The sequence below is a fragment of the Rhodopseudomonas palustris BisB18 genome (genome assembly GCF_000013745.1).
Taxonomy (GTDB): Bacteria; Pseudomonadota; Alphaproteobacteria; order Rhizobiales; family Xanthobacteraceae; genus Rhodopseudomonas_A; species Rhodopseudomonas_A palustris_F.
On the sequence record NC_007925.1, the window covers coordinates 1099958 to 1111788 of the forward strand.

Here is an 11831-nt window from a genome sequence, read left to right on the forward strand (position 1 = left end):
AGCAACGACGCAAGATCTAATTGGCGCGATTGCGACGATTAGATCGTTTTGGTTACAGGCTTTTGCTTTGAGTTTTCCGAGGCCTTCCGATCGGTCATTCGCGTGACTGCGGCCTTGCGACGATAACTGTCGGTGTTCATTTCCAGAATGACGGCGTGGTGCACGAGGCGGTCGATGGCGGCCACGGTCATTGCCTTGTCGGGGAAGATTTCCTCCCAGCCCCCGAATGGCTGATTAGCTGTAATGAGCAAGCTGCGACGCTCGTAACGGGCGGAGATGAGTTCGAAGAGCACGCTGGTTTCGGCCTGATCCTTGCGGACGTAAGAGAGGTCATCGAGGATGAGCAGGTCGTATTTGTCGAGCTTTTCCATGACGTTTTGCAGCGTTAGATCGCGGCGAGCGGCCTGAAGTCGTTGCACCATGTCGGTCGTGCGGGTGAACAGAACACGATAGCCGTTTTCGATGAGAGCCTGGCCGAGAGCTGCGCCGAGATGCGACTTGCCAACGCCTGGCGGGCCAAAGGCCAATAGATTGGCGCCTTTGTCGAGCCAAGAACCGCCGGCCGCGAGCGCGGTGATCTGGCTCTTGTTGATCATCGGGACGGCGGCGAAGTCGAAGGTGGCGAAGCTCTTCCCCGCCGGCAGGTGAGCGTCCTGCATGTTGCGCTGGATTCGACGTTGATAGCGTTCGGCAAGCTCGTGCTCGAGCAAGGCCGCAAGATAGCGAGCGGCCGGCCAGCCTTCGCGGTCTGAACGCTCGGCGAGGTCCGCCCACATTTGGCCGATGGTCGGCAGCCGCAGGGAGGTCAGCAGCATCGGCAGGCGAGCGAGATCGACCGTGATGGGCGCTGGTGTGTTGTCGCGCGTCAGCATGACGACACCTCGCCGTGGACGCTGGACAGCAGCACGTCGTAGATCAACGCGGCCGGCATCGTGACGGCCACCGTGGGCAATGCCGCCCCGCCGTTTTGAGCCGCGGCATCGCGGCTGAACACAGCCCGCAGGGCGTTGGGATCCGGCAGGTGGCCGAGATCGAGCACGCTGTCGATATGCGCGGCGAGTTCTGCTTCGCAACCGCTGCAATAGGCGATGTCGAGCAACGCCACCATGGTGCGACAAGCCCGGTCGATCGGGCCTCGCTCGACCAGCGTGTCCCAGGCCCGGCGGAACGCCGGCCGCGGGAACAGCGCGTCACGCCATACCAGGTTGCGCAAGGCCTGGGGTTTGCGCCGAAGGCTCGGCAGCACGTGCCGGTAGTCGGCGACGTGTCCGCGTTGGGCCCCCCGCGGCACCCGGCCGCGCGGCAGCACGAGCACCTGCGTCGAGCCGAGGAAGCAGTCGAGCCGATCGTCGTAGAGGTGCACCTTGAGGCGATGGCCGATCAAACGCGACGGCACCGTGTAGAACACCTTGCGCAGACAGAACATGCTGGAGGACGTGACCACCACGGCAGCCTCGCTGAAGTCCGTGGTGCGGCGCGGCGGCAGCGCCCGCAGGGCGGCGCGGTCGGCTGCGAAGGCCTGGTCGCGGGCGGCATTGCGTTGGCCGACGATGTCGTCGGTGAATGCCTGATAGGCCACCCGAGTATCGAAGTCACGGCTACCGCGCAGCGTCAGCGCCTGATCGAGCGCCTTCTTGAGGTGGCGATTCGGGCTTTCGATCGAGCCGTTCTCATGACTGACACCGCGATTGTTGCGGGTCGCCGCCATGCCGTAATGGTCACAAAGTTCACGATAGGCGCGCGTGAAGTCCTCCTCCTCCGAGAGGTTCTTGAACGCAGCCGAGAGGCTGTCGGTGCGATGCTCGCGCGGGGCCCCCCCGAGCAGCCAGAGCGCGTTCTGGAGCCCCTCGGCAAGCGCCGAGAAGCTTTCCCCGCCCTCGACCACGCGGGCGTACTCCCACTGCGAATGGGCCAGCGCGAAGTGATAGAAGCGATGCGGAAAGGCGAGCCCAACCATCGTCACACCAAGCTCGCCCGCATCGGTGAAGTCGGAAAGGCCCTGCGCACCGGGCGGATGCTCCTGACGGAAGATGACGTCGCGCTCGGGGCCGGCGAGTGCGCTCCACCGCCGCATGTGGCGCTGCAGGGTTCGCAAATGGCTGTCGGGAAAGCGGCCGGGATGACGCCGCTGCAGCTCGCGCAAAATGGTGATGGCCTGCAGCGACGGCATCGATTGCAGCAGCGGCACGATATCGGCTTCCCAAACGCCGTCGAACGGGTTGGGACGGGTCCGATAACCTCGGGGTGTCTTGCGCTGCGATGGCAAGGTTGGATCGCGATCGATCCGACGAGCCGAGCGTTCGCTGATTCCCGCTTTGGCGGCGGCAGTGTGCTGAGGATGGGTTCGACGATGGTCCATGTACGTTCTCACCTGGTGGTCGTTGAGGTGGCTGCCTGGCACGAACGGCCCTTTCCATTGAGGAAAGAACCGCTTGCACCACCTCAGAAACGACCGCCAGTGACGTCAAATGACCCCACAAAACGGCGCAGCCGGTGTGGCCGGACTCTGGTCGGGCTACGCCCTCCCGCCGTCCGGCCACACCGGCCAAGCTAGTTGTCGTCCGCCGGCCAAGATAATTGTCGTCACACATAGGGCGCGTGGATCGAAAGCCCAAGTACCTGCTGGCCTATAAAAATGTCGTAGTATGGGTGCAGAAAGAAGCGCGGATCGGCGACGTCTCCGGTCTTGCTACCCTTTTCTATTTGGCAAGCGTCGCACATCGGAAACAGATTGTGCGGCGTGACGCAGAAGTGCGGATATACATCCTTCGGAAGATAGTGGTCCAATGTATTCGGCCTGCCCGCCTCTCCGCAAGCGGGACATATTGTCAGAGTATGATCGCGTAGCGCGGCCAGCACATTCTTCTGGGCGGTACCGTCGGCCGGGGAGGCGTAGAGGTTCAGAAACTTCTTCTTGTCTGGTCCGATCAAAGGCCAGGTCGGGACTGTTGCTGGCGAGCCGCGCTCGTCCAAGTACGTTTGAACGCGCCGACGCCACTCGGCAGCGATCCCGTTGAAGAACAACTTGTTCTTCCCGGACTGGCGTTCGGCCACCAGATCATCGACCAATTGCAGGGAACAAGCGGCAGGGACCGGAAGCGGCATTACCATTACTATTCGCGCCCCGTGGCCCTGATCCGCACGATGAGCTCCTCGTTGACCCCGTCACCAAGGGCCGCGAGCAACTCGTCCGCCGAGCCGAACTCCGCAAGTTGCTCCGTAATCCAGTCCTCGAACGGTTTGGAGACATGACTGTCGCCAAACACGTAGGACGATATGCGCTGTATGTCACCGCCGAATGTCTGAAAGGGCGGATGACGGACCAGTAGAAAATCCTCGCCCTTGTCGAACACGTGGACGCAGTCCGCTGGCACCTCGCGTACCGTCACTACGGAATGGGTCGCCAACAGGGCCTTCGAGTTGAAGCTTTTCAGGATTCGCTTCAGCATGCCCACGAACTGAACCTCCAGCGTCGGGTGCAGGAACAACTCCGGCTCGTCGACCAGGATAAGGCTGTTCCTCTTGATAGCGCCGAGAATGTTGATCACGATGTACGCGAAGAGCCGTTGGCCGGAGCTCAGCTCGATCGGCTCCTCATCTTTGAAGAAAGTAACACCGGATTCTTCGACAAGCGAATCCAACACTTTCGCGGCGTCTAGAACGCCTATTCGATCAGACGCGATTGGCAGGAACTGACGGCGCTCTTCGTCATCGCCGGTCATAATGCTCAGTGGCTCTACAGTCGTGTCCGCCGCGAATAGCGATCGGGCGCGGCGCGCCAAAGGAATCTCCACGGTGGCGAAATCGAAGTCGATGGCGCTACGCAAGACACCCTCGACTGTCTGCACCTTGTTCGCCCAATCCCTAATGGACTGATATTTCTGATCATCGCTGAGGCAATCGAGGAGCGAGCGCGCAGCATCCCTCTTCGGAAATTCGTGCGAAAGCGCGATCCGGCCGCGCCTGTTGGCTTCCGACGGAGCACGGCGGCCGCGAAAGCCGAAATACTTGTAGGCATCAACGTCCTTCAAGCGCTTCCCCGCGAGGTCGACTGGGAAATGCTCGAAAGGACTGTACGAGACGACCACCATCCGGCTGAGGTTTGGCTTACGGACGAACCCGAACTCGGTGTCGTCGCTAGGCGATATCCAGTCCCGAACCATCTGATGAAGAACTTGGGATTTTCCGTGCCCATTGGGGCCAATCAGGACGTTTATGTCGTGAGGAAACGGGCTGCTTGATTGGTATTTCAGATCGAGCGCTGATCGCTCTCCGAACACGTTCTCAAATGCAAATCCGAGATCAAGAACCGCGATGTGCTGATTATCGAGGACACGCCAGCCGTCGAAATACGCTTTGATACTTCCACGTTCGCGTTGGAGAGAGCGTCCAAAGCCGGTGGTTTGGGTCAGGGCGACGGCAATCTCGTCCCTGACGACGTTCACGAGATAGCTGGCATCGCGAAGCGCGAGCGCGACGTCGATGGTCCGTTCGATGCCGATCACGCCCTCGAGCTGCTGATAGAACGAGATGTCGGACGGAACCGAAATGTAGTTTGTGTCAGGAATCGGGAAGTTGCCATCCCACCCGTCGCTCAACAATTGTTGTAGTTTGACGCGGCTCGGATTTTCGTCCTCAACTAGCAACCTCAGATAATCTAGATCAAGTGAGACCTCGCCTACGCGGCAAGTGACGCCAAAGAGAGTGCCAAAACCGAAATCGTCCCAATCGTTGGCAAGCAGCTCAAGTACGTCGCCCTCGTCTAGGGGGGACGGCTTCGTGCGTCTAGTTGCACGGCCTCTAAAAACCACCCGCATCGACGCCCCTTATAGCCCTTCCGACTTGACGAATCTGAGGATTCCGGAAGCGTACTCGTCGGATCAAGCGATTGCCACGATTTTTACGCCTCGGGAACAACATCTGCGCTGTATTCTTCGGCGCTAATGAGAAAGCTATTTGAGGCAGGCAGGTTTCTTCGAACAATCAGCTCATTATCCTCGAATGTGGATCGCTGACGAAGCTTGATACTCCAAACGAAGGAATGGTCATGAGCGACAGGCTATGATACGAGCTTCCTTAGAGCTTAATCAAACGTCCGCCAAGGGGCTAGGCGCGGCTACATACCGCCGTCAGGCGCCTTGTCGTGGAGCTGACGCTAGCCCAGCTCAACGCTCGATCTCGTGATGCGGCCGGCGAAGGCATGCCCTGCAAACGGCGGCAATGTGTCGCGAGGGGGGTGTTGAGCGCTTCGACCGCTGCATTGACGTTTACTCAATGGCCAGCAGTGAACCGGCGGTAAACAAAGTAGTTATGGACGAAGCTCGCCAATCGCCGGGTTGCCTCAGCCGGCGGCGCGGCGAACGGTAAAAAGTCCGAGATCGAGGGGGGTAATCGGATGAATCCCTCTCCCGCTACCACTGATCCCCTGCCTCAGAACAGCTCGGGAACACATCCGAATTCGTCAATCGAGCCAGTGTTCCCTGCACTTCGACATTGAGCCCCGGCCGTTCGGCTCGGCGTGAATGATGATCCACGGTGAGATCTTCTGCAGCCTCTCCGAAGCCCGGATTATCATCGAAACTTGGCGGCGCCGCTATAACACCCCAGCGCCCTCACTCGTCCTTGGGCTAGAAGCCGCCGGCACCCGAAGTCGTGCGATGGCCGGCTTTACGAACCGGGCCGGTTTCGCCGGCCACACAAGCCTTGGCGCCAAGGCCGCTCATGAACTAAGACGCGACCCGGGCCACCTGATAGGGGCAGGCTAGGTTTTTCAGCAGACTGCTAGGTGAGCAGGCCGCGCTTGCCTTCCTGCCAGCGCGCGAATTCGGTCTGCAGCACGGCGACGTGCTCGTCCTCCTCGGCGGCGAGTTCGCGATACAGTTGCCGTTCGACCGATCCATCCGGCGTCTCGTCGACGCGGGTCTTGAAGAAGGCGGCGGCACGGCGTTCGAACTCGATCGCCGCCTGGAACAGCGTGACGGGATCGTCGATCTTGCCTTTGACGCCGGCCATGATCGCCGCCGTGCCGAGATGGAAGCCCACCGCGGCGTCCGGCAACGCGATGTGATAGCGCTGCGCCAGCGTCGTCATGTGTTCCTCTTCCATCCCGGCGAAGGACAGGAACAGCTCCTGCAAGGTCGTATCCGAGGTTTCCTTGGCGGCCTTGGTATAGAACGCGCGGCCGCCGAGTTCGATTTCGAAAGCGGTGCGAATAGCCGCCAGACCGGCTTCGTCGCTCACCTCGGGGCGATGCAGCGCCTGCAGCTTGCCGCCGCAATGCGGGCACATGCCGTAGGGGAACGCAAACCCTTCGCTCACCTTGGCGCAATCGTCGCAGCGCCATTGCAGCTCGGATTCGGCGCAGCAGATGTATTCCTCTGAGCTCTCCAGCGGCTGGTGACATTTCGGACAATGCGCCACGCCATCCTCCTCGATCGGCGGCGCCAGTTTTCCGGCGACGAAGTCGTCCGCCTCCTGCGCCGTGATGGGCCACTTGCTCTTGTTCAATCGCAGCCAGGCCGCGATCGATTTCGCGGCGCGGCGCCCCGCGCTCATCGCCAGAATGACCGTGGCGCCACCGGTGACGATGTCGCCGCCGGCGAACACCCCCGGCATGTTGGTGGACTGGGTGTCGTCAGCGGCGGCGATGTTGCCCCATTTGTTCAGGGCAAGCCCAGGCGTTGCCTGGCCGATGATCGGATTCGGCTTGGTCCCGAGCGCATAGATCACCGTGTCGCATTCGAGCTCGATGAATTCGTCGAGCGCGATCGGCTTGCGGCGGCCGCGCTCGTCGGGCTCGCCGAGCTCCATCTTCTGTAGCCGCACCGCGCGCACGACGCCAGCTTCGGTGACGAGGATCTCTACCGGGGAATGCAGGAAGAAGAAATCGACGCCCTCTTCCTTGGCGTGGCGGATTTCCTCGATACGCGCCGGCGCCTCGGCTTCCGACCGGCGATAGACGCAGCGCACCGTCGCAGCGCCGATGCGGCGCGCCACGCGCAGGCAGTCCATCGCCGTATTGCCGGCGCCGATCACGATCACGCTCTGGCCGACGCTGACCGGCGTATCGAGATAAGGGAATTTGTCGCCGCCCATCAGATTGATGCGGGTGAGGAATTCATTCGCCGAATAGACCCGGCCGGCGAATTCGCCGGGGATACCGAGGAAGGTCGGCGCGCCGGCGCCCGCCGCAACGAACATCGCATCGTAGCCGCGGTCGTTCATCAGCTGGTCGATGGTGAAAGTCTTGCCGACCACCTTGTTGGTTTCGAATTTGACGCCGATGTCCTTCAGGCGCTGGATTTCGCGGTCGATGATGTTGCGCGGCAGCCGGAACGACGGGATGCCGTATTGCAACACGCCGCCCAGCACATGCAGGGCTTCGTACACCGTCGTCTCCACGCCGTAACGCGTGAGATCTGCCGCGGCGGCGAGGCCTGCGGGGCCGGAGCCGACGATCGCCACCTTGCCGATGGTGTTGGACAGGTCGATCGGCTTGCCCTTGGGCGCGCGCGCGTTATCGCCGACGAAGCGTTCGAGACGGCCGATCGCGACCGGCTCGTGCTTCTTGTAGCGGCGGATGATGCACTGCGCCTCGCATTGCGTCTCCTGCGGGCAGACGCGGCCGCAGATCGACGGGAAGACGCTCGATTCGTAGATCGTCTCCAGCGCCGCATCGAAGTCGCGCAGCAGGATGTTGCGGATAAAGACGGGAATATCGATGCCCACCGGGCAGCCGGCGATGCAGGTCGGTTCGATGCATTGGATGCAGCGCTCGGCCTCGCGCAGCGCCTCCTCGACCGAATAGCCGAGATTGACTTCCTTGAAATTGGTGGCGCGATCCTGCGCGTTGCGCTCCGGCATCGGCGTCTGGTGCGGGGCCAGCGTCGCCAGCTTCTTGTAGTTGCGCTTGCCGTCGACGATCAGCTGCTTCTCGAGATTGCAGACATGGGCGAAATGTTCGTTCGCCTTGTCTTCCTCGGTCTTGAAGCGGTTTTGGCGGGCGTGCAGTTCCTTGAAGTCGACCAGATGGCCGTCGAAATCCGGGCCGTCGACGCAGGCGAATTTCACCTCGGTGCCGACCGTGACGCGGCAGGAGCCGCACATGCCGGTGCCGTCGACCATGATGGTGTTCAGCGACACCATGGTCTTGACGCCAAAGGGCCGCGTGGTCTCGACGCAGGCGTGCATCATCGGCATCGGGCCGATCGCCACCACCTTGTCGGGCTTCTGCTCCTCGACGACGCGCTTCAGCGCCGCGGTGACGAAGCCGGGCTCGCCGTAGCTGCCGTCATCGGTGCAGATGATGAGTTCATCGGCGTATTCGCGGAACTTGTCCTCCCAGAACACCAGATCCTTGCTGCGGAAGCCCATGATCGCGGTGGTGCGCGCGCCGGCTTCCTTGAACGCCCGCAATTGCGGGAAGATCGGCGCCACGCCCAGGCCGCCGCCGACGAACACGACGTGGCCGGCCTTGTCGATATGCTGGGGCAGCCCGAGGGGGCCGACGAAATCCTCGAACGTGTCACCGGTCTTGAACTTGTCGCGCATTTCCCGCGTGGTCTTGCCCAGCGCCTGGACGACGATGGTGACGAGGCCCTTCTTGCGGTCGAAGTCGGCGACGGTGAGCGGGATGCGCTCGGCCCCATCATAAAGCCGCAGCATGACGAAATGGCCCGGCTCGGCGGAAGCCGCGATGTCCGGCGCCTCGACATCCCAGAGGAAGGTCGTGTCCGAGAACTGCTCGCGTCGCACAATTTGATACATGTTGACATATCCGTTCGAAGCCGACGCACGGCTTCTTAAGGGGTGAGGAGAAATCAGCCCAAAATAGCCGACGGGTGCCAAATTGATTTGACTTCGGTCATGTCGCGCCGGGCGGCGCGCGGCATATACGTGGCGAGCAACGAGGAGGGTCTTGCCCAACCCTATCGTTGGCGCAGGCAGCCAAGCTGAGCCAGGTCAAGAAAGTCAGCCTGCACACGCCGCCGTTCTCGAAGGGCCGAAGCTCAACCATTAGCGCGGCGCCGGGATTGGTGGTGAGCCCCTGCAGCCGGCGGCGGAGCGCTTCGATGCGCGCTTCGGCGGTACGATAGACCAAGAGGCCGAACCGCGATCATGGTCGATCGTTCCGAGCGACCGCGCGCCGATCTCGCGAGCGAGCCCGGCGGACGAACGCAAGGCCGACTCCGAAACTCGCAGATCCGGACCAGGTTTGATCGACAGCGAGGTCTCGATCTTCACGTATTCGAAATCGCCGGGGCGATTGTCGATGCCGACCCTGGGCGGCGAAATCCAAGGCGCGTATTGGCCCGGTTCGCTCACCGGCACCATCAGCGAGGCGACGAAGTCGCCGTCGTCGGTCGAGGGTAGCCATTCGTTGCGACGCTTCGTCCAGGTCGCGTCATCGATCAGTATGCCGTCCGGTGTGGCCTCGATGTCCTTGAATTCGCCGATCTGACGGTTGAGGCTGTCCGGCGAGAACGAGGCGCGTTCTTCGAGAAATACCCGCACCTCGTCGTCCCAGTCGACGTCATCGAGCGCGAAGGTGACCAGGCCGCGGCTCTCCGCAGCTTCGGCGTCAAGCGCCTCGCCGATTGTCTTTTGCGCCCGTGCGACGTCATCGGGCTCCGACTGAAAACGCGATTGTAACCGAGTTAGCCCGTGGCTCATCGGATAGGCGCCGATAGTGCATACTAGCACCGCGTCTAGGGCAGGCGAGAAATATCTGCTTTCTTGTGCACAACGCGCCTGGTCTGGCCGCCGCTGGCTGTCTCTCCGTGTAGCGCAAGGACGCGTTTCGCGAAATCGACGATGATCGCGAGCGTCTCGGCCGCGGCTTCCCGCTGTGGCGAATGCGCTGCCCCTGCGATCAGACTCACCTCCAGCGGGCAGGTGCACTTCTCGCGTGCGATCTCGATCTGCCGCACCGTGCCGTAGTGATCATCGCCGCCCTGCACGATCTGCAGCGGGACGCGGATATAGGCGAGGGATTCAGAGATGTCCCAGGCGCGAAACGCCGGATCGAGCCAGGCGTCATTCTAGCCATAGAAGGCGTTATCGACGTCGGCGTGCCAGCGCGACAGTTTTGAGCGCAGCTCGGTGGTCTCATAGGTCTGTCGGATCTCGGCGATTGAACTCACCGAGATATCCTCGACAATAAAATGCGGTGCGATCAGTGACACGCCGCGAATTCGATGATCCTCGACGTAGCCGGCATACAGCGTGGCGATCGAGGCGCCGTCGGAATGGCCGATCAGCAGCCCGCGCCGAAAGACAATGGCGTCGAGCACGCGCGGCAGCACCTGCAATGCCTCGCTTTGCATGTAGTCGAGCGGCCGTGGAAGCGGCGTCGGCGTCGAGCTGCCATACCCGGCCCGCGAATAGGCAAACACGCCGGCTCCGGTGGCCTCGGCTAGTTCTTCTGGAAACTCATACCAGAGCGCCGCCGAGCCCAACCCTTCATGCAGCAACACCAGCGTCGGCGCCTCGTCGGGTAGCGGGCCGACGAAGCGATATTCCAGCTCGGCATCGTTGATCTTCAACGTGCCGGTGGGGTTCAATGGACTCAATCGCGCCCCCTGTCGATAGGCTTGCCGAACGCGTGATCCTGAAGCCCACGAAGGCTTTCGTTTCCAACAGACTATCTCCGTCGGCCTCCGGAAACACTTAGGCTTCGGCGTGGGCCACGGCGGGGCTCAATCAAAGACGACGACCCCGCGCAGATTCTTGCCGGCCTCCAGATCGGCATATCCGATATTGATCTCGTCCGGATAGGTCTTGGTGATCAGCTCGTCGAGTCTGAGGCCTCCTTTGCGATAAAGGTCCAGCAATTGTGGAATCTGCAACCTCGGGCTGGTGATGCCGTAGACCGCTCCCATGATGGCTTACTGGGTCGCAAACAGCTCGCGTGCGAGTTGTTGCGCACGCGCTCACATGCGCTCTAACCATCCCAGCTTACGCTGCAACGCAGCATAATTTGGCACTGAAATGCCGAAAATAGTTGACGGCGATCAAGGATCACCCGTTCGCGAATGGGCTCTAGTCAGGTCAAATAGGGAGTGAGCGTCCTCGATGGCATCGAAACTGACCGGCGGTGATCTGCAGATCATCACGCGGATCGCCGTCTTTCGTGGACTAAAGGCAGAAACCGTCGCGCACATGATCGCACCGGCTACGGCGATCATCGTGCGGGCGCGCGAGCCAATCGTTCCGCAGGACGAACCGGCGACCGCTTTCTTTATTGTCATCGACGGTTGGGTGAAGCTGTTTCGCAGCAACGTCGCCGGCGACGAATCGGTCATCGAGATCATGACCAAAGGCGGCAGTTTCGCGGAGGCCGCGGCGCTCACCGGCAGTCGCTATCTTGCGACGGCGGAGGCTGTCACCGAAGCCCGCGTGGCGCGAATTCCGGCCGATCATTTGGTCCGTTGCATTCGCCACAATCCCGATATTTCGGTACCGATGATCGCCTCGATCTGTCAGCAGATGCACTATCTGGTGCAGCGGGTGGAGCAGCTCAAGGCGCAGAGCGGTGTGCAGCGTCTTGCGGAATTCCTCGCTTCGCTCGCGCTGACGGAGCAGGGGGCCTGTAGGCTGGTCTTGCCCTACGACAAGACCTTGATCGCGGGGGAGTTGGGTCTGACCCCAGAGTCGTTGTCGCGGGCCTTCGCAAAACTGCGGAGCATCGGCGTCACGGTCGTTGCGTCCCAAGTTGCGGTCCGCGACGTAGCCAGATTGCGTAAGCTGGCAGCCGACGGTCGCAGCGCCGTGCGCGGCACGCTACAGGTGATGCGCTAGAGCGGCAACGCGTGTGGCGCTGCCGCCCGGCG

The 11831-nt window shown here is 61.8% G+C and carries 7 protein-coding genes and 3 pseudogenes; 2 read left to right on the plus strand and 8 right to left on the minus strand.

What is annotated here, in order from left to right:
• Positions 1-38 precede the first annotated feature (38 nt).
• The 4 genes from istB to RPC_RS05065 form a co-directional block, all read right to left on the minus strand.
• Complete coding sequence (gene istB, locus RPC_RS05050; protein WP_011471086.1) at positions 39-872, minus strand: IS21-like element helper ATPase IstB; 834 nt, start codon at positions 870-872, stop codon at positions 39-41.
• Positions 866-2359, minus strand: coding sequence for an IS21 family transposase (gene istA / locus RPC_RS05055; protein ID WP_011471085.1), 1494 nt, complete (start codon positions 2357-2359; stop codon positions 866-868). Before istA ends, istB begins: the two co-directional genes overlap by 7 nt.
• Before the next feature lie 224 nt (positions 2360-2583).
• Entirely contained in the window at positions 2584-3105 is a 522-nt protein-coding gene (locus RPC_RS24945) for a hypothetical protein (RefSeq protein ID WP_157043141.1), read from the minus strand.
• Positions 3106-3113: 8 nt separating this feature from the next.
• Positions 3114-4817, minus strand: a complete 1704-nt coding sequence (locus RPC_RS05065; RefSeq protein ID WP_011471479.1) for an AAA family ATPase — start codon at positions 4815-4817, stop codon at positions 3114-3116.
• Positions 4818-5525: 708 nt separating this feature from the next.
• Here RPC_RS05065 and RPC_RS26695 point away from each other — a divergent pair.
• Positions 5526-5730, plus strand: a pseudogene (locus RPC_RS26695) (integrase core domain-containing protein); the annotation flags it as partial.
• A 51-nt stretch (positions 5731-5781) separates the two neighbouring features.
• Here the strand turns inward: RPC_RS26695 and gltA are convergent.
• From gltA to RPC_RS05085, 4 genes and pseudogenes are all read right to left on the minus strand, one after another.
• Positions 5782-8766 (minus strand): NADPH-dependent glutamate synthase, encoded by a 2985-nt coding sequence (gene gltA / locus RPC_RS05070; RefSeq protein ID WP_011471481.1) that lies wholly within the window; start codon positions 8764-8766, stop codon positions 5782-5784.
• Positions 8767-9465: 699 nt separating this feature from the next.
• Positions 9466-9684, minus strand: a pseudogene (locus RPC_RS25790) (benzoyl-CoA-dihydrodiol lyase); the annotation flags it as partial.
• A 23-nt stretch (positions 9685-9707) separates the two neighbouring features.
• A pseudogene (locus RPC_RS05080) lies at positions 9708-10571 on the minus strand (alpha/beta fold hydrolase).
• 126 nt (positions 10572-10697) lie between these two features.
• On the minus strand, positions 10698-10880 hold the full coding sequence (locus tag RPC_RS05085; protein WP_041801424.1) for a hypothetical protein: 183 nt from the start codon (positions 10878-10880) through the stop codon (positions 10698-10700).
• 193 nt (positions 10881-11073) lie between these two features.
• On the opposite strand from RPC_RS05085, the gene RPC_RS05090 reads away from it, so the two are divergent.
• Positions 11074-11799, plus strand: coding sequence for a Crp/Fnr family transcriptional regulator (locus tag RPC_RS05090; RefSeq protein WP_011471483.1), 726 nt, complete (start codon positions 11074-11076; stop codon positions 11797-11799).
• The last annotated feature ends 32 nt before the right edge of the window (positions 11800-11831 follow it).

Coding starts and splice junctions, on each gene's coding strand:
- istB (WP_011471086.1), bottom strand. CDS start 872: ATGCTGACGCGCGACAACACACCAGCGCCCATCACGGTCGATCTCGCT.
- istA (WP_011471085.1), bottom strand. CDS start 2,359: ATGGACCATCGTCGAACCCATCCTCAGCACACTGCCGCCGCCAAAGCG.
- RPC_RS24945 (WP_157043141.1), bottom strand. CDS start 3,105: ATGCCGCTTCCGGTCCCTGCCGCTTGTTCCCTGCAATTGGTCGATGAT.
- RPC_RS05065 (WP_011471479.1), bottom strand. CDS start 4,817: ATGCGGGTGGTTTTTAGAGGCCGTGCAACTAGACGCACGAAGCCGTCC.
- gltA (WP_011471481.1), bottom strand. CDS start 8,766: ATGTATCAAATTGTGCGACGCGAGCAGTTCTCGGACACGACCTTCCTC.
- RPC_RS05085 (WP_041801424.1), bottom strand. CDS start 10,880: ATGGGAGCGGTCTACGGCATCACCAGCCCGAGGTTGCAGATTCCACAA.
- RPC_RS05090 (WP_011471483.1), top strand. CDS start 11,074: ATGGCATCGAAACTGACCGGCGGTGATCTGCAGATCATCACGCGGATC.